The organism is Proteus sp. fly-1013 (genome assembly GCF_040140245.1).
Lineage (GTDB): Bacteria > Pseudomonadota > Gammaproteobacteria > Enterobacterales > Enterobacteriaceae > Proteus > Proteus mirabilis_B.
Genome location: NZ_JBEEWD010000005.1, coordinates 277,690 through 295,873, shown reverse-complemented (window position 1 = coordinate 295,873; position 18,184 = coordinate 277,690). Strand labels below are relative to the sequence as shown.

General features: G+C 38.1%; 15 protein-coding genes. 9 read left to right on the top strand and 6 right to left on the bottom strand.

The genetic code is table 11. The annotated features are described in order from the left end of the window. Window positions 1-80: 80 nt before the first annotated feature. Window positions 81-992, top strand: a complete 912-nt coding sequence (gene rarD, locus ABN236_RS11925) for an EamA family transporter RarD (protein ID WP_194951078.1) — start codon at window positions 81-83, stop codon at window positions 990-992. 125 nt (window positions 993-1,117) lie between these two features. After that, complete coding sequence (gene purT / locus ABN236_RS11920; protein WP_349474066.1) at window positions 1,118-2,305, top strand: formate-dependent phosphoribosylglycinamide formyltransferase; 1,188 nt, start codon at window positions 1,118-1,120, stop codon at window positions 2,303-2,305. Window positions 2,306-2,343: 38 nt separating this feature from the next. Here purT and ABN236_RS11915 read toward each other — a convergent pair whose 3' ends face one another. Together ABN236_RS11915 and ABN236_RS11910 are read right to left on the bottom strand one after the other, a co-directional pair. Beyond that, window positions 2,344-3,063 carry a substrate-binding domain-containing protein gene (locus tag ABN236_RS11915; protein WP_349474065.1) on the bottom strand — a complete coding sequence of 240 codons (720 nt, stop codon included), beginning with the start codon at window positions 3,061-3,063 and terminating at the stop codon, window positions 2,344-2,346. Window positions 3,064-3,074: 11 nt separating this feature from the next. Continuing rightward, the gene (locus ABN236_RS11910) at window positions 3,075-4,127 is read right to left on the bottom strand and encodes an ABC transporter substrate-binding protein (RefSeq protein ID WP_349474064.1); all 1,053 of its coding nucleotides are present in this window, start codon (window positions 4,125-4,127) and stop codon (window positions 3,075-3,077) included. 211 nt (window positions 4,128-4,338) lie between these two features. Between ABN236_RS11910 and htpG the strand changes: the two genes are divergently transcribed. The 6 genes from htpG (at window position 4,339) to ABN236_RS11880 (ending at window position 11,354) form a co-directional block, all read left to right on the top strand. Next, entirely contained in the window at window positions 4,339-6,222 is a 1,884-nt protein-coding gene (htpG, locus tag ABN236_RS11905) for a molecular chaperone HtpG (RefSeq protein ID WP_349474063.1), read from the top strand. Window positions 6,223-6,404: 182 nt separating this feature from the next. Next, complete coding sequence (gene adk, locus ABN236_RS11900) at window positions 6,405-7,049, top strand: adenylate kinase (RefSeq protein WP_088494772.1); 645 nt, start codon at window positions 6,405-6,407, stop codon at window positions 7,047-7,049. Between the two features lie 132 nt (window positions 7,050-7,181). Beyond that, window positions 7,182-7,469, top strand: coding sequence for a DUF2645 family protein (locus tag ABN236_RS11895; protein ID WP_349474062.1), 288 nt, complete (start codon window positions 7,182-7,184; stop codon window positions 7,467-7,469). A gap of 208 nt (window positions 7,470-7,677) precedes the next feature. Continuing rightward, window positions 7,678-8,658: a ferrochelatase gene (gene hemH / locus ABN236_RS11890; protein WP_349474061.1), complete on the top strand. Its 981-nt coding sequence runs from the start codon at window positions 7,678-7,680 to the stop codon at window positions 8,656-8,658. Between the two features lie 163 nt (window positions 8,659-8,821). Next, window positions 8,822-9,940 (top strand): LPS O-antigen length regulator Wzz(fepE), encoded by a 1,119-nt coding sequence (gene wzz(fepE), locus ABN236_RS11885; protein ID WP_088494775.1) that lies wholly within the window; start codon window positions 8,822-8,824, stop codon window positions 9,938-9,940. A 103-nt stretch (window positions 9,941-10,043) separates the two neighbouring features. After that, window positions 10,044-11,354: an inosine/guanosine kinase gene (locus tag ABN236_RS11880; RefSeq protein ID WP_088494776.1), complete on the top strand. Its 1,311-nt coding sequence runs from the start codon at window positions 10,044-10,046 to the stop codon at window positions 11,352-11,354. A gap of 118 nt (window positions 11,355-11,472) precedes the next feature. Here the strand turns inward: ABN236_RS11880 and ybaL are convergent, their stop codons facing one another. Both ybaL and ABN236_RS11870 read right to left on the bottom strand, forming a co-directional pair. Next, the gene (gene ybaL / locus ABN236_RS11875; RefSeq protein WP_349474060.1) at window positions 11,473-13,233 is read right to left on the bottom strand and encodes a YbaL family putative K(+) efflux transporter; all 1,761 of its coding nucleotides are present in this window, start codon (window positions 13,231-13,233) and stop codon (window positions 11,473-11,475) included. Window positions 13,234-13,471: 238 nt separating this feature from the next. Next, complete coding sequence (locus ABN236_RS11870) at window positions 13,472-14,710, bottom strand: MFS transporter (protein ID WP_194951068.1); 1,239 nt, start codon at window positions 14,708-14,710, stop codon at window positions 13,472-13,474. 261 nt (window positions 14,711-14,971) lie between these two features. On the opposite strand from ABN236_RS11870, the gene ushA reads away from it, so the two are divergent. Then, window positions 14,972-16,636, top strand: a complete 1,665-nt coding sequence (gene ushA / locus ABN236_RS11865) for a bifunctional UDP-sugar hydrolase/5'-nucleotidase UshA (RefSeq protein WP_088494779.1) — start codon at window positions 14,972-14,974, stop codon at window positions 16,634-16,636. Between the two features lie 120 nt (window positions 16,637-16,756). Here ushA and ybaK read toward each other — a convergent pair whose 3' ends face one another. After that, window positions 16,757-17,236 (bottom strand): Cys-tRNA(Pro)/Cys-tRNA(Cys) deacylase YbaK, encoded by a 480-nt coding sequence (ybaK, locus tag ABN236_RS11860; RefSeq protein ID WP_088494780.1) that lies wholly within the window; start codon window positions 17,234-17,236, stop codon window positions 16,757-16,759. 34 nt (window positions 17,237-17,270) lie between these two features. Continuing rightward, window positions 17,271-18,080 carry a TraB/GumN family protein gene (locus ABN236_RS11855; RefSeq protein ID WP_088494781.1) on the bottom strand — a complete coding sequence of 270 codons (810 nt, stop codon included), beginning with the start codon at window positions 18,078-18,080 and terminating at the stop codon, window positions 17,271-17,273. Between the last annotated feature and the right edge of the window lie 104 nt (window positions 18,081-18,184).

Genomic DNA, 18,184 nt, shown 5'->3' with positions numbered 1-18,184 from the left:
CAGCGATGCTGATCATATTGTTCTGTCTGTTTTAAGCGTATGATATTAAATCTTATTGACTTTTATTGATGGAACATTAAATGTGGGCTCAATCGGGCGCAGTATTAGCCATTTTTTCTTATATTCTTTGGGGAATAACCCCTCTGTTTTATCGGCTGTTACCCGGAGCACAACCGTTAGAAATGTTGGCTCAGCGTTTGATTTGGTCTATCCCTCTTTTATTACTCGTTCGACTCTTTATTAAAAATAGAACACGATGGCGCGCAGTTTTACAAGATAAGCGCTCTGTTTTTATGTGTCTATTTAGCTCAATGGCTATGGCAGTTTCTTGGTGTACGTTTACTTATGCATTAACACATCAACAAGTATTAGAAGCGAGTTTGGGGTATTTTATTAATCCGCTTTTCTCAATTTTATTAGGTGTGATATTTCTTAAAGAAAAGCTTAATCCAGCAGAAAAATGGGCTGTTACCTTAATTTGTGCAGGTGTGGGTTATCAATTATGGATGTACGGTGAATTGCCTGTATTGGCTATCATGATGGGTGGTGCATTTGCTGTATATGGCTTGATCCGTAAGTTTATTCGTTTTGATGTGATCACCTCTTTATTTATGGAAACGCTTTGGTTAATGCCATTAGCAATAGGTGCCACTATTTGGTTGTTTATAACAGATAAAAGCGCATTACCTTCTGCAGATAATCTGACTCGTTTTTATTATATTCTAACCGCACCAGTTACTATACTACCGTTATTGTTCTTTACTGCAGCAGTCAAACGAACCACATTAACTGTAATTGGATTAGCACAATATATTGAGCCTACTATTCAATTTTTATTGGCTGTTTTCTTATTCCATGAAGCTTTTGATGAAGTAAAAGGCGTGAGCTTCTCTCTAATTTGGTTAGGGCTTTTATGCTGTATCTTAGCACTTATCCGAAAACGCCTGAATTATCTAAAAATTCAAAAAGGAAAACGTAGCCAAACAGTGTAATTATTTTATTTCTCTGTTTGATTATTTTTTTGTCTGGCTATTTTTCTATCAAGCTAAATCCGCTATGCTATATAAAAAGCAATCGTTTGCGTGATTGTGGTTTTTATTAATGGTGAGGATAAAAAATGACAGTGTTGGGTACGGCTCTTACGGCAAATGCAACAAAAGTGATGTTATTAGGTGCTGGCGAACTAGGCAAAGAAGTCGCGATAGAGTGTCAACGCTTAGGTATTGAAGTGATTGCAGTTGATCGCTATTTCAATGCTCCCGCTATGCATGTTGCACATCGCCATCATGTTGTAAATATGCTTGATATCGATGCATTAAAGCAAGTTATTGAACAAGAGCGACCTGATTTTATCGTTCCAGAAATTGAAGCTATTGCAACAACGTTACTGGTTGAATTAGAACAAGCGGGGCAAAAAATTGTTCCTTGCGCCCGTGCAGTAAAGCTGACTATGGATAGAGAAGGGATACGTCGATTAGCCTCAGAAACATTGCATTTACCTACATCAAACTATCAATTTGTTGATGATGAAGTGAGTTTTAAAAAAGCCGCTTTAGAAATAGGCTTCCCTTGTATTGTAAAACCCGTCATGAGTTCATCCGGAAAAGGGCAAAGTGTTATTCGTGGTGAAAATGATTTAGCTCAGGCTTGGACTTATTCGCAAGAGGGTGGTAGAGCAGGTAAAGGGCGCGTTATCGTTGAAAAAATGATCCCGTTTGATTTTGAGATCACTTTACTAACTATTCATGCTGTTGATGGTATCCATTTTTGTGCCCCTATTGGTCATCGACAAGAAAAAGGGGATTACCGAAATTCGTGGCAGCCTCAAAAGATGAGTGATATCGCACTTGCTAAAGCAGAACATATTGCGAGTAAAGTGGTTGAGAACTTAGGGGGCTATGGCTTATTTGGTGTTGAGTTATTTGTTCAAGGTGATGAGGTATTCTTTAATGAAGTCTCTCCTCGCCCTCATGATACTGGGCTCGTGACATTAATCTCTCAAGATTTATCAGAGTTCACGCTTCATGTCCGTGCTTTTTTAGGTTATCCCATTGGTGGTATTCGCCAATTAGGCCCTTGTGCATCAGCGGTTATTTTACCGGAGCTTTATAGTACAAATATCGTTTATTCTGGTATTGAAAAAGCGTTGAAGGCGAATCGCCAAATTCGCCTTTTTGCTAAACCTGAAATTGCCGGCTCTCGCCGTTTAGGTGTTGTACTTGCTTATGCAGATACAATAAAACATGCATTAGATGAAGCAAACGCAGGTGCTAACGCTATCATTGTAAGTGATGCTCAAAAATAACGATATAACATAAGGTTACTTACCGCTAAGAAGAGAACTTAACTTAGCGGTAAAAATCCAGCTTTTATAAAATACGCTTTCGCATAAGGAGATAATATCTCCTGATATAAACTATAAGCCTGAGAATGAATAAGTGTCGCACAATAGTGCGCGGTAACATTAAAAGGCTTTGGAATATCGAAGATCTTTAATTCAGGAAATTGGCTTAATTGTATTTGGTAATGCTGATAACCAATGAAAGCATCTGCTTGATGTGTGGTAATTAAATAGTGGGCAGCCATTCTACCTTGAGGAATGGTAAGTGAATGCTCACCTCCAACTAAAGAGAGTGCTCGCATTTTTAATGCCTGACTTAACTTTGGGTCAATCTGCGCAATATTATCAAATAGTTGCCAACTATAATCCCCCGATGGATCTGCTTTTGGTGTGGATATCCCTAATTTTAATGCGGTATTTGATAATACGCTAAGCCAGTTATCTTCTTCATTTACATCATTACGACGAGCAGTAATGCAAAGCTGATTAGTAATAAAAGGAGCATATTGTAGTGCGAAACCTTTATCGATTAATTGCTTTGTATTATTTTCATCAGCAGAAAGAAACAAATGACAGGTTTCCCCTTGTTCAATACGCTGACGTAGAAGTCCTGCAGGTCCAAATGTAAGTGCCCACTTCTCGCCTGTTTTTTGCTGATGATGCTCAATAAAAGCAGGTAGTGTGGTTTTTAAGCTACCTGCTGCAAAAAGGGAAAATGTCATGGTGTTATATCCTACTCTTTTCCTTGATATTGAGTACGATAGAATTTTTGATACCAATCATTAGCGGCTTTTTGTATATCAATATCGCTAAATTTTTCAGGATATAGTTTTTTTGCCATCCACAATTCACCTATTGCCATGGCTTCAGGCATTGGGTATCCCCATGCTTTCGCATATTCAGGCATTAAATAAATTCGATTATTTTTAACCGCACTAATAACTTGCCAACGCGTATCTTGTTTGATTTCATCAACAACTTGAGGGTATCTGTCTTGAATAAAAATGACTTCAGGGTCCCATGCAATAACTTGTTCTAGTGAAACTTGCTTATAACCTTTAACGGTTGATGCGGCGACATTAAATGCACCTGCATGTTCCATCATTAATCCTGTGTATTTTCCTGAGCCATAGGTTGTTAAGTCCGGATTAGCCATATAAGCCCGTACTCGTTGCTCTTTAGGAATATCTTGTAAGCGCTGACTAACTTGTTCACGTTGTTTAAAGGTATCGTTAACTAATGCTTGTGCATTTTCTGATTTATTGACGATATCACCAATCAGCAAAATACCTTCTTTTAGTCCTTCGTTATAGGCTTGCTCTTCATTTTGTAATGTTGGGTTAAGTGTTGATTTATCATCATTAACTTCTTTACGTAATGAAATCGCTACAACTGGAATACCAAGAGTAGAGATCTTATCAATCATCTCTTTAGGGGCGTAGTTAGTCACAAAGACAACTTGAGGTTGCAGCTTTACTAAGCTTTCAGCATCAAAACTGGTGAGATCGCCGACTTTAGGTGTTTTTTCTAGAGATGGCGCGAGTTGCGCATATCCATCACCAAGTTGTTGTTTCCAGTTAGACATCACACCAACAACTTTATCTGTGGCATCCAGTTGAACCAGTAAGTTCAGTGTTTGGTGTTGTAAAACGACCGTTCTTTCTACTTTATCAGGAATGGTAACGGTGCGACCAATTTGGTCTACGATTTGTCTATCTGCGTAAGAGAAAGAAGAGAGGGAGAGTAAGCCAATACCGAGTAAACAGTGCTGTAATAAAGCTTTCATAGTCATAAACCCAAGTTAATATCGCTGTATAATAAAATATACAGCTAAAAATATACAGCAAGTATTATTTTGGCTCAAACTTTAATCATATAAGGTGCTTAATCACTTTTATTAGCTTAATTTTTTACTCGACCCTTGAAACTTGCTTAACTATCCCCACTTTTTACTCATATTGATTTTTTTCGCCAAATTAGGATTAATTGAGGTAAAAATGAGTATGAAAGGTCAGGAAACAAGAGGATTTCAGTCAGAAGTTAAACAACTTCTTCAATTAATGATCCATTCTCTTTACTCCAATAAAGAAATTTTCCTTCGCGAATTGATTTCGAACGCATCAGATGCGGCTGATAAATTGCGTTTCCGTGCATTATCAGATGCAGCGCTTTATGAAAATAATGGTGAGTTGCATGTGCGCATTTCCACTGATAAAGAAGCTCGTACTCTAACTATCAGTGATAATGGTATTGGTATGACTCGTGATGAAGTCATTGATAATCTCGGTACTATTGCAAAATCAGGTACAAAATCATTCTTAGAATCTATCGGACAAGATCAAGCTAAAGATAGCCAACTAATTGGTCAGTTTGGTGTCGGATTCTATTCTGCATTTATCGTTGCAGATAAAGTGACAGTACGCACTCGCGCAGCTGGCGAAAGTGCAGATAAAGGTGTTTTTTGGGGATCTGAAGGCGAAGGTGATTACACCATTGCTGACATTGAAAAAGCAGATCGCGGTACTGAAATTACGCTTCATTTACGTGAAGGTGAAGATGAGTATTTAGACGATTGGCGTCTGCGTAGCATTATTAGTAAATATTCCGACCATATTTCTCTGCCTGTCGAAATTGAAACAAAAAATGAAGAAGACGGTACAGTAACATGGGAAAAAATTAATAAAGCGCAAGCACTTTGGACTCGTAATAAAGCTGAAGTGAGTGATGAAGAGTATAAAGAGTTTTATAAACATATCTCTCATGACTTTGCAGATCCATTAAGCTGGGTGCATAACCGTGTAGAAGGTAAGCAAGAGTATACAAGTTTATTATATGTGCCTTCAAAAGCGCCTTGGGATTTGTGGAATCGTGAACAACGTCATGGCTTAAAATTGTATGTGCAGCGCGTCTTTATTATGGATGAAGCTGAGCAGTTTATGCCTAATTACCTGCGTTTTATCCGTGGGTTAGTGGATTCTAATGATTTACCGCTAAACGTTTCTCGTGAAATTTTACAAGACAGCTCTGTTACACGTAACTTACGCAGTGCATTAACTAAGCGTGCGTTGCAGATGTTACAAAAACTGGCAGAAAACAAGCCGGAAGAGTATCAAGCATTCTGGAAAGAGTTTGGTTTAGTCTTAAAAGAAGGTCCAGCAGAAGACTCATCTAACATTGAAACTATTGCTAAATTACTACGTTTTGCATCAACACATAACGATAGTGATGCTCAAACAGTTTCACTGGAAGATTATGTTGGCCGTATGGTCGAAGGTCAGGAAAAAATTTACTACATCACAGCAGATAGCTATGCTGCTGCGAAAAATAGCCCTCATTTAGAGCTGTTCCGCAAAAAAGGTATCGAAGTACTGTTGTTATCTGATCGTATAGATGAATGGATGATGAATTACCTGACTGAGTTTGATGGCAAATCATTCCAGTCTGTCAGTAAAGCCGATGAATCTCTTGATAAACTTGCTGATGAAGAGAAGCAGGCTGAGCAAGAAAAAACCGATAAACAATTAGCACCGTTCGTCGAACGCATTAAAACCTTGCTAGGAGATAAAGTTAAAGATGTGAAATTAACGCATCGTTTAACAGATACTCCAGCAATCGTGACAACCAGTGCTGATGAAATGACAACACAAATGGCCAAATTGTTTGCAGCAGCAGGACAAGAAGTGCCAGAAGTGAAATACAACTTTGAGCTGAATCCAAACCATCCATTAGTGAAGCAAACAGCCGAGCTAACAGATGAAGCACTATTTGCGGATTGGGTAAATTTATTACTCGATCAGGCATTATTCGCTGAAAGAGGCTCTTTAGAGGATCCAAACCAGTTTATTCGCTTAGTGAATCAACTTTTAGTTCAAAAAGCGTAACTGTTTTCGTTTTCAAACATTTAAACCACGTTTATCTGAAAAGAGAGCGTGGTTTTTTCTTTTTCGATAAAAAATAAAATGCAATCGCTACCGTGATTTCTTGAGAGATGACCTCACAAAATGGTATGGTAATGCGTTTTCGAGTTTAAATATAAAAAATTAAATGCAAGGGGATTTACGCGATGCGTATCATTCTGCTAGGCGCTCCAGGCGCTGGTAAAGGCACTCAGGCTCAATTCATTAAAGAAAACTATGGTATCCCACAGATTTCAACTGGTGATATGTTACGTGCAGCAGTAAGTGCAGGTACAGAACTAGGACTGAAAGCAAAAGCACTGATGGACAATGGTCAGTTAGTGACTGATGAATTAGTTATTGCGTTAGTTAAAGAGCGCATCAAACAAGACGATTGCCGTAATGGTTTCTTGTTGGATGGGTTCCCGAGAACAATTCCACAAGCTGATGCAATGAAAGAAGCGGGTATCAACGTGGATTTCGTGCTGGAATTCGCTGTACCTGATGAAATCATTGTTGATCGTATTATTGGCCGTCGTGTTCACGCACCATCAGGTCGTGTTTATCATGTGAAATTTAATCCACCTAAAGTGGAAAATCGTGATGATGTGACAGGTGAAGAATTAACAACACGTAAAGATGACCAAGAAGAAACTGTTCGTAAACGTTTAGTTGAGTACCATACTCAAACTGCACCGTTAGTTTCTTATTACCAAAATGAAGCTAAAGCAAGCAATGCGAAATACTTCAAAGTTGATGGTACGCAAAAAGTAAGCGAAATTAACGCTGAACTGAAAAGTATCCTTGGCTAATTCGTTATTGTGATGATTAATCCCGGTTGAGCCGGGATTTTTTTTATTTAATGATGTGCTATTGAGTGTATTGGGAATTTGAAACGCGTATTTACTTCAGATTTGAAGGAAACAACAGGATAGACATTAGATATGAATATTGCATGGAAGATATTTTCATTTATATATTTTGTTTTTCTATTGTTTTTGATAAAGATACTTTCAATTTCTGATTATGAATGGATGGTGGGAGAAGGCGATATAAAAAATCTTTGCCAGCTTCCATTAGGCGGACGATATACCATTGAGCCTATTTTAGTGCTTATTCCCGGTGTTTTAATGCTCCTTTTAAATAAAAATAAAAAGATAAAATATGTGTATATTGCGATTACAGGAATGTATCTTTTTTGGTCATTCTTTTTGCGATTTAATTGGTGTTAAACATTAACCCAAATATCTAAATCTACTTTGAAGGTTTGTAATCACTTTATTGTGGAATGAGTAATATCTTCAGATTACCTTTGCTTTTTTCTTTGTTAAATAATGTGTAAAAAGAACAATCCAATAAATTGACAAGCACAATCTATTATTTTCCTTTATTCTTCTACTCTTTGGTTATCCTAATAAAATAACTCTAAGGAGTCATAGTATGAATGATGCTAAGTATGGTGTTCTTTTGGTTAATCTTGGCACGCCTGATGAGCCGACAACGGGTGCTGTTCGACGTTATTTAGCACAATTTCTTAGCGATCCTCGTGTTGTTGATGTTTCTCCTTTGATTTGGAAACCAATATTACAAGGGGCGATATTACCGTTTCGCTCACCCAAAGTTGCTAAGTTATATCAACAGATTTGGATGGATGAAGGATCACCTTTGTTAGTTTATAGCCGAGCACAACAACGTGCCGTTGCTGAGCGATTACCGAATATACCCGTGGAGTTGGGAATGTGTTACGGCAATCCATCGCTAAATGAAGGGGTTGAGAAGCTATTAGAACAAGGTGTTGAGAACATTATTTTGTTACCACTGTATCCACAATACTCTTGCTCTACTTCAGCGGCAGTATTTGATGGTGTTAGTCGCATTTTTAAAGATATGCGTACAATACCTTCTCTTCACTTTATTCGCAGTTATCCTACTCATCCGCTTTATATCAAAGCGCTTGTCACCTCTATTGAGAAAAATTTTCAGCAATATGGCAAACCCGATCGTTTAATTCTCTCTTTTCATGGTATTCCTGAGCGCTTTATTAAAACGGGCGATATATATTATGATGAGTGTTGCCTCACAACAGAAAAACTAAAACAGCAATTAGAAGAACAGTTAGGTTATCCTAAAGAGCAAGTCATGCTGACATTCCAGTCACGCTTTGGTCGTGAACCTTGGCTATCACCTTATACGGATAAAACGATGGAAAAGCTGGGAAGTGAGGGTGTTGAACATGTACAGGTTGTATGTCCGGGATTTTCATCTGATTGCTTGGAAACATTAGAAGAAATTAATGAACAGAACCGAGAGTTCTTTATTCATGGTGGTGGCAAACAGTACGAATATATTCCAGCATTAAATGATGATCCAGAGCATATTGACTTGCTAGAAGCGATGATCCGAGAGGTATGCGAAAAATAATTACTGAATTCTATAAATAAAATTATCGGATTTGATGATATATTAATTTGATCATATTTCAGTTATATATAAACTTATCTTTTCTCATTTTTTAAGTCTTTTAGTGGGAATCACTAAAAGTGCTGATAAACGGACACTGCATTACATAAATTTAGGCAGGAAAATGAATAGTAAGCTTTCAAAACCACAATCTTCAGAAGTTGATAAAGGACATTTTGACGATTTCTATCTAAAACAGAATGATGAGATCGATCTTTTTGAATTATTTTCTGTTATTTATAAATCAAAATTTGTCATTATTGGTATCACGTTATTATTTGCTATCGTTGGCTTTACTGTTGCAAGCTTTTTACCACAAAAATGGACGAGCCAAGCTGCAATTACCAAGCCAATGCTTGATGAAATGAAGCAATTAAGAGCAACATTGACTGAGCTTAGCTTAGTGGATGTTGATACAGGTGTGAATGGTTCATCTGTTTATCAAAAGTTTATCAATAACTATAACTCTCGTGTTTTGCGTGAAGAATATCTGGTAAGTACGGATTATTACAAAAATTTGCTGGCTAAAATGGATGAGCCAACACCTTTGGATAAGCGTAAATTAATTGAAGAAATCGTAACGAAAAATATTAATTTAAAAGCTTCAGATGTTAAAAATAGTGAAGATGAGTTTAGTGGTGAAATTAATTTAAGCTTCACTGCACCAACCCCTGAAGAAGCTTACGATTTACTTTCTGGTTATATTCGCTTTATCTCTACCAAAGTACGTGTAGAAGTAAAAGACGAAATTGATGATCAAATTGAGCGTAAATTAAGTTTTGCGCAAAAAGCCTATGAAATGGATTTAGAGCGTATCGCTAATGCGCGTAACGTTAATGTGCAACGCTTAAAATATGCATTAGAAATCGCAAATGCAGCTGGAGTTAAAAAACCAATTTCAAGTGAAGGCGCACAAATTAAAGATGATCCTGATTACTCTATTGCCATGGGTTCTGATGCGTTAAGCAGTAAATTGGCTATCACAGAAGCTATCACTGATCCAACAACAGTGAGCGCTGATCTGAAAAACCGTTTATACAATATGAAGCAGTTAGAAAAAGTAAAATTAGATGACCTTCAATTTGTACCATTCAAATATATGTTGAAGCCTTACGAACCGACTAAAAAAGATGCACCTAAACGCGCTCTGATTTTAGTTGGTGCCGCTTTTGTTGGTTTCATTCTTTCTGTTATGGGTGTTTTACTGAGCTATATGGCAAGAAGCCGTCGTAAAACTGCATAAAAATATCTTTAAATAAGTAGGTGTACTGACGTACACCTACTGTCTCTCCTATAATATTGTGTTAACATTGCGCATCTTTTTTAGCTGTGTAGCATCGTTCACAATGAAATTCCCTGGCAAACGAAAATCCAAACACTATTTTCCCGTTAGTTTACGAGATCCTCTATTACAACCCATCATCAATATGACGGAGAGCGAATCCTCTCGCGCTTATATCGTAGGTATTGACCAAACATTGGTTGATATTGAAGCGAAAGTTGATGAAGAGTTTATTAACCGTTATAACTTGAGTCAGGGACACTCTCTTGTTATTGAAGATGATGTCGCAGAGGCACTTTATCGTGAATTAACAGATAATAATCTGATAACACACGAATTTGCTGGCGGTACTATTGGTAATACGCTACATAACTACTCTGTATTGGCTGACGACCGCTCTGTGTTATTAGGTACTATGTGTAATAACATTCAGATTGGTAGCTATGCTTATCGTTATTTATGTAACACATCTAGCCGTACTGATCTTAATTACCTCCAAGGTGTTGATGGTGCCATTGGGCGCTGTTTTACGCTGATCACGGAAAATGGCGAACGCACATTTGCTATTAGCCCCGGTCAAATGAACCAGCTTAAACCAGAAAGCATTCCGGAAGAGGTGATCGCAGAAGCTTCTGCATTGGTATTAACGGCTTATTTAGTTCGCTGTAAACCGGGTGAACCGATGCCGTTAGCAACCATGAAAGCGATTGAGTATGCGAAAAAATATGATGTGCCTGTCGTTCTCACCCTTGGTACAAAATATGTTATTGCAGATGATCCACAATGGTGGCGCGATTTCTTAAAAGAGCACGTTTCTGTTGTCGCAATGAATGAAGATGAAGCCTTTGAATTAACGGGGCATGCTGATCCTCTGTTGGCTTCTGATGTCGCCTTAGAATGGGTTGATTTAGTGCTTTGTACCGCTGGGCCTGCTGGGCTCTATATGGGCGGTTATACAGAACATAGCTTTAAGCGCCAAACCACACATCCTTTATTACCGGGTGCGATTGCTGAATTTAATCGTTATGAGTTTAGTCGTGCAATGCGTCGTAAAGATTGTGATGAGCCAGAGAAAGTCTATTCTCATATTGAGCCTTATATGGGTGGCCCAGAAAAAATCATGAATACAAATGGTGCGGGTGATGCAGCATTATCAGCATTACTGCATGATATTACAGCGAATAGCTATCACCGTATCAATGTGCCAAATTCAAGTAAACATCCTCGGACTTATTTAACTTATTCATCTTTAGCACAAGTGTGTAAATATGCTAACCGAGTGAGTTATCAAGTGCTAAGCCAGCATTCTCCACGTTTGACGCGCGGTTTACCTGAAAAAGAAGACAGCTTAGAAGAAGCTTATTGGGAACGTTGAGTTTATATTGTTTCTAAGCCTTGTTTTATCCAAGCGAAATAAAAAAACCTATCAACATTTATTGATAGGTTTTTTATTGACTTAAATTTTAAGGGTTTAAGTGGTTATTAGTATTTGATTATTGCGCTGCACTAGGTGCAATGATTTGTTGACCATTTTCAGGTGTATCATCAATAGCACAACCAAACTCAACTTCTTTAATTAGCATATCTGCCATTGCGGATGCTGTTTGATCTTCATCGATAATGACGTGATTTGCTCCTTTTTCAAGGATAAAAGAAGCTTCTTCATCATAGTTAGCACGCACGATAATATCGTCAAAATGAGCACGAACAATGATGTTTAAATCAGGGTTCATACTTCTTGCAGTTTCTGCGATATCGGCTGCTTCATAACCATTAGGTATCGTCAGTAATAAAGATTTAGCACAATCAATACGAGCTAAAGCAAGTGACTCTTTAGTTGATGCATTACCCAGTACTGTGTTTAAGCTTTTCTCTTTTAATTCAGCGAATTTATTACGGCTATTTTCGATAATAACTAATGGAATAGACTGAGCTAATAATTTCTCCGAAAGCATGCTTCCTGCACGTCCATAACCGACGATAATGGCGTGACCACAAATATCAACAGGGACAGGCATCTCTTCTTCCAGCTCTTCTTGTTGTAGCTGTTCCACTTCTTCTTTGGTTTCTGTTTTTGCCAGATAACGGTCTAATAAAGAGAACAGAACTGGGTTTAGCATAATAGAGACTAAAGCACCGGCTAAAACAAGGTTACGCGCATCTGGCTCTAAAACGTTCAGTGCAACGCCAAGACCTGCAAGAATAAAGGCGAACTCACCAATTTGAGCAAGGCTGGCTGCAATGGTAAAGGCGGTTCGTCTGGAATGCCCAAACATTCGAACAAGCACCAGCGCAGCTGCGGATTTACCAATAATAATGATAGCCAGTGTTGCTAAGATACCCAATGGATGCTCAATTAATACCATTGGATCAAATAGCATACCGACAGACACAAAGAACAGAACAGCAAAGGCATCACGTAAAGGTAAAGTATCCTGAGCCGCTCTATGGCTTAAATCAGACTCATTAAGCACCATACCCGCAAAGAATGCCCCTAATGCGAAGGATGCATCAAATAAGGTCACAGCGGCATAAGCAATACCTAAAGCAAGGGCAAGTACACATAGTGTAAATAGCTCACGAGAGCCGGTTGCTGCTGTTTTAGCTAACATCCAAGGAATAAGCTTACGACCAACAATCATCATGATTAAGATAAAGGCGACCACTTTACCGATTGTGATACCTAAATTAATCATAAGTTGAGAAACATTGGTTTGATCGCTACTTTCCAGCATATTGGCGATAGCAGGGAGTAGAACAAGGGCTAACACCATGGCTAAGTCTTCAACAATTAACCAGCCAATCGCAATTTGACCTCGTTGGCTATCAATCAAGCCTCTTTCTTCAAGTGCTCGTAAAAGAACAACAGTACTTGCTGTTGATAGACACAAGCCGAATACAATGCCACTAAATAAACCCCAGCCAAAAAATGCCGATAATCCCAGTCCTAATAGTGTTGCGACTGCAATTTGAGCAATAGCACCCGGAATAGCGATGGCTTTTACTGCCATCAGATCTTTTAACGAAAAGTGTAAACCCACGCCAAACATTAGCAGAATAACGCCAATTTCAGCGAGTTCAGGGGCGAGAGAGGTATCAGCAACAAAGCCGGGAGTAAATGGACCAGCGAGTACACCCGCAGCAAGATATCCTACTAAAGGTGAGATTTTTAGCCGTTGAGCGATCATGCCTAAAATGTAAGCAAGTGCTAACCCACCAACAATGGTGGTAATGAGGGGTGTTGAATGCGGCATCAATTCTCCTTCTTTTTATAAAACTACATGTATCGGGGGGCGAGTAATATAGCAGGCTGATAGTTTAACGTATTCATGCAATAAATTCGCTAAAAATTATCGATTATTTATAAAAATAGCAAGTTGATTGAGTTTTTTGATGCAAATGCACTTTTTTATGTTATTTTAATCAGTCTTACCTTTTAAAGTAAGAAATACCCTGTTACCCGTTCATTTAGATAACAGGGGGAATTACAAGTTATTCGGTTTTATCTACCCCAATGTTAGGGAGAAAAATGGTGAAAATACCTAACAGTGGGAGATAAGCGCAAATATGATAGACATATTCAATACTCTTCTGATCTGCAATATACCCTAAGACTGCTGCACCAATACCACCCATCCCAAAAGCAAGCCCGAAGAAAAGCCCTGAAACCATGCCTGTTTTACCCGGAATTAACTCTTGAGCATAAACTAAGATAGCAGAAAATGCTGAAGCCAAAATCACACCAATAAATACAGTCAGTACGCCAGTCCAATAAAGGCTGGCATAAGGGAGTATCAGTGTAAAAGGCGCAACACCTAGAATAGATCCCCAAATAACGTATTTTCTGCCAATTTTGTCGCCTACGGGGCCACCAATCATGGTGCCAGCAGCAACAGCAAAGAGGAAAACAAATAGGTGAATTTGTGCATTCTGTACTGAAACGCCAAATTTATGTATTAAATAGAAAGTATAGTAGCTACTGATGCTTGCAAGATAAAAATACTTAGAAAAAATCAGAATAAGTAAAATGGCTAAAGAGCCAAAAAGGGCTTTACGTGGCAATATTGATTTATTATTTAGTGCTTTAGGTTGTTTTTTCTGAGCTTCTTGTTGAATTTTATACCAACGGCTAACTTGTAATAGCACCACAATAGCCAATAACGCAGCAAGAGAGAACCAACCCACATTTCCTTTGCCATAAGGTGCAATTAGTAAAGCGGCTAAAAGAGGGCCTAAAGAACTGCCTAAATTTCCGCCTACTTGAAATAGTGATTGTGCAAGTCCGTGTCTTCCACCTGATGCCATTCTAGCAACGCGAGATGATTCAGGATGAAAAACGGATGAGCCTGTGCCGACTAATCCCGCAGCAAGTAATAACATTGGGAATGTATCAGCAAAGGCGAGGAGAATAAGCCCCGTTAACGTAAAACCCATACCAATAGGTAATGAGTAAGGCTTAGGATATTTATCAGTATAGAGGCCAATAAAAGGCTGTAATAAAGATGCTGTAATTTGATAGGTCAACGTTATCATCCCTATTTGCACAAAACTGAGTGAAAACTCGGATTGCAACATAGGGTAAATAGCTAATATCAATGATTGGATCATATCATTGAGAAGATGTGAAAAACTGATAGCAGTTAAAATACTAAAAACGGTATTACGCTTATTGGCTTTTCGTTGTAAAACATCGGTTTCTTCTATGGGAAGCGTTGGATCGGCATTGCTCATTTTAGTTCCCTGTCACATTATTTTGTTAATAAATTGTTTCTGTTTTTATTAGTCTAGTTTACATCTATTTGGAGTTGAGTGCTTTTGTGAGAAATAGAGTTTGATTCATGTCTCAAAAAAACTATTGGATCAATGAAATAATAAAAAAATTATATAACCTACGTCATAAAATACAGCAAAAGTATTTAACTTCTGTCTTCTTTTTCTACAGTAGAACCATGGCAGAACCTTCTTAATAAATAATATACATGGGGATATACCATGAGCTTATCTTTTAAATTATCAGCATGCGCATTAACGGTTTCTTTAGCGATGGCGCCTGCGATGTCTCAGGCATGGGAAAAGGATAAAACCTACGAAATTACCATTTTGCATACCAATGATCACCATGGCCATTTCTGGCATAACGATCGTGGCGAATATGGTTTAGCGGCACAAAAAACGGTTGTTGATGACATTCGTAATGAAGTGGCTAAAAAAGGCGGTAGCGTACTACTGTTATCTGGTGGTGATATCAATACCGGTGTTCCAGAATCTGATTTACAAGATGCAGAGCCTGATTTTAAAGGTATGAATCTTGTGGGTTATGATGCAATGGCACTTGGTAACCATGAATTCGACAATCCATTAGATGTTTTACGTCAACAAGAGAAATGGGCAACATTCCCATTCTTATCTGCAAATATTTATCAAAAAAGCACGGGTGAGCGTTTATTCAAGCCTTACACCATTTTTGATAAGCAAGGTGTCAAAATTGCAGTATTAGGTTTAACGACGGATGATACCGTGCGTATTGGTAACCCTGCGAACTTCCCTGATACCGAATTCCGCAAACCTTCTGATGAAGCTAAAAAAGTGGTAGAAGAGCTGCGTACAACGGAAAAACCAGACATTATTATCGCAGCAACTCATATGGGTCACTACGATGATGGTAATCACGGCTCTAACGCACCGGGTGATGTGGAAATGGCTCGTGCATTACCAAAAGGTTACCTTGATATGATTGTGGGTGGTCACTCACAAGATCCTGTTTGTATGTCTCAAGAGAACAAAAACTACAAACAAGCTGATTATGTACCGGGAACTCCTTGTGCACCAGATAACCAAAATGGTACATGGATTGTTCAGGCTCATGAATGGGGTAAATATGTTGGTCGTGCAGACTTTGAATTCCGTAATGGTGAATTTACGTTAAAACATTACCAATTAATCCCAATCAACTTAAATCAGAAAGTGAAGAAAGACGACGGTACAACAGAACTTGTCTACTACACGAAAGAAATTGCTCATAACCCTGAAATGATGAAACTGCTGACACCTTACCAAGAAAAAGGTGGCGAGCAACTGAATGTTAAAGTGGGTGAGGTTGTTGGTAAATTAGAAGGTGATCGTAGTAAAGTTCGCTTTGTTCAAACCAACATGGCACGTCTATTATTATCAGCTCAAGCTGAACGTGCGAATGCAGACTTTGCAATTATGAGTGGTGGTGGTGTGCGTGATTCTATTGAATCTGGTGATATCACTTACAAAGATGTACTGAAAGTACAACCATTTGCGAACGAGCTGGTTTATGTTGATTTTAAAGGTGAAGAAGTCGAGCCTTATCTGTCAGCTGTTGCATGTATGAAAGTAGACTCTGGTGCTTACGCACAATTCTATAATGTTAGCTTAACTGTAGATGCAGACTGTAAAGTTAGCGATGTTAAAATTGCGGGTAAACCATTAGATAAAACGAAGTCTTACCGCATGGCGACATTAAACTTCAACGGTATTGGTGGTGATGGTTATCCTAAGATTGATGTTCATCCTGCGTATGTAAATACCGGTTTTGTTGATGCTGAAGTGCTAAAAGGTTATATCGAAGCACATTCTCCATTGAAAGCGGATGATTTCGAACCTAAAGGCGAAATTGTTTACAAGAAATAAGCTCAGTAAGTAACGCTTATATAGACAAAAGGCGACATTAATGTCGCCTTTTATTTTGGGTCTAAATCACGTCAATTTCTTATTTTGAGGATGAGCCTTAAAATAAAAAATCATTAATGATTATGACTCTTTGCGAATAAGTGCGAATTGAGCGCCTAATACAGTACCTAAATCTTTTGCTGATAATTCAATATCTAAACCACGTTTGCCACCAGAAACAAAGATAGTGTCAAATTCAAGGGCTTGTTCATCAATTACTGTCGGTAGGCGTTTTTTCTGACCCAATGGGCTTATTCCACCCACTAAATAACCCGTGACCTTTTGTGCAATCTGTGGATCTGCCATATCTGCTTTTTTTGCCTTAAAGCACTTAGCAACAAGTTTTAAATCTAACTGACCAGAAACCGGTGTTACTGCAACAGCAAGATTTTTAGCATCACCATTTAAAGAAACTAACAGTGTTTTGAATACTTGGCGATTATCTAAACCTAATTTTTCAACGGCTTCATCACCAAAATTATGGACATTAGCATCATGCTCATAAGGATGAAGGGTAAATTTGATTTTTTGTTTTTCCAGTAAATTTACAGCGGGAGTCATAGCTATTCCTACTTATAAGGTTAGAACAATATTTTTATGCTTGGTGCGTTAATAAATCGATCAAATTCTCTTCACCAAATAAATGAAGGGCACCTACTGTCACTACATAACGACCAGCTGGTAATTTTGATAATATGCTTACCCATTTTTGGTTACGGCTTTCCATTAAAATATCAAATACAGCTTTACTAAAGGTATTCGGTAAAGGCGGTTGTTTTTCTCTACTATTATAATTTAACCACCAATTGATCATGATTTGCAATGTACGTGCGTTCTCGTGCCAATTTTTTAATGTGTCTTCGAGTAATTGCTGACCATCATCAGGGAAATTTAATAATAATGCGACCTGACTCTCAATACCTTCGAGTTCAATAATCCTTTTTTTGTGTTCATTAGCCTGTTGGATAACTTGATAATCAACGCCGTATTGCGGTTGTAATCCAAGTTGCATTGCTTGGGTAGACTGTAAAATCAAAGCAATTTGCCAAAGAGGTTTATTCTCAAGTTGAGAAAGTGAGAGCGCGAGATCTTCGCAATAGCGTGTAACTTGAGAGAAAAGAGGAGTATTTAAGCGCGTTTCTAGAGACTCTCTAAAAAGAGATGATTGATCAAAAGGTTGAACGTCAGTTGAAATATCAGCTTCAACAATAATAGCATCTGCATTTTTTATTTCGTTGATAAGCACGTTGGAAAGCGGTGACATTGTGGGAACCCCCATATGGATACTACCCACAAGGTGTAAAGAGATATTATTCGGTAGCGTAATATCAACAGCAGGATAAGGGTAATGAGTAGTGTTTTTTATTCCTACCCACTGTTTGATTTTCTGAAAAATACCCGTCATTGATATGCTCCTTTGAGTATAGAATTACAAAGTTTCAGCATAACGGATTTGAAATGGAATGAAACAACGAAAACTAAGCTTTACTTAGCTTTCGCCGTATTTAC

Coding starts and splice junctions, on each gene's coding strand:
- htpG (WP_349474063.1), top strand. CDS start 4,339: ATGAGTATGAAAGGTCAGGAAACAAGAGGATTTCAGTCAGAAGTTAAA.
- hemH (WP_349474061.1), top strand. CDS start 7,678: ATGAATGATGCTAAGTATGGTGTTCTTTTGGTTAATCTTGGCACGCCT.
- adk (WP_088494772.1), top strand. CDS start 6,405: ATGCGTATCATTCTGCTAGGCGCTCCAGGCGCTGGTAAAGGCACTCAG.
- ABN236_RS11855 (WP_088494781.1), bottom strand. CDS start 18,080: ATGACGGGTATTTTTCAGAAAATCAAACAGTGGGTAGGAATAAAAAAC.
- ybaL (WP_349474060.1), bottom strand. CDS start 13,233: ATGCCGCATTCAACACCCCTCATTACCACCATTGTTGGTGGGTTAGCA.
- ABN236_RS11895 (WP_349474062.1), top strand. CDS start 7,182: ATGAATATTGCATGGAAGATATTTTCATTTATATATTTTGTTTTTCTA.
- ushA (WP_088494779.1), top strand. CDS start 14,972: ATGAGCTTATCTTTTAAATTATCAGCATGCGCATTAACGGTTTCTTTA.
- purT (WP_349474066.1), top strand. CDS start 1,118: ATGACAGTGTTGGGTACGGCTCTTACGGCAAATGCAACAAAAGTGATG.
- rarD (WP_194951078.1), top strand. CDS start 81: ATGTGGGCTCAATCGGGCGCAGTATTAGCCATTTTTTCTTATATTCTT.
- ABN236_RS11880 (WP_088494776.1), top strand. CDS start 10,044: ATGAAATTCCCTGGCAAACGAAAATCCAAACACTATTTTCCCGTTAGT.
- ABN236_RS11910 (WP_349474064.1), bottom strand. CDS start 4,127: ATGAAAGCTTTATTACAGCACTGTTTACTCGGTATTGGCTTACTCTCC.
- ABN236_RS11870 (WP_194951068.1), bottom strand. CDS start 14,710: ATGAGCAATGCCGATCCAACGCTTCCCATAGAAGAAACCGATGTTTTA.
- ybaK (WP_088494780.1), bottom strand. CDS start 17,236: ATGACTCCCGCTGTAAATTTACTGGAAAAACAAAAAATCAAATTTACC.
- ABN236_RS11915 (WP_349474065.1), bottom strand. CDS start 3,063: ATGACATTTTCCCTTTTTGCAGCAGGTAGCTTAAAAACCACACTACCT.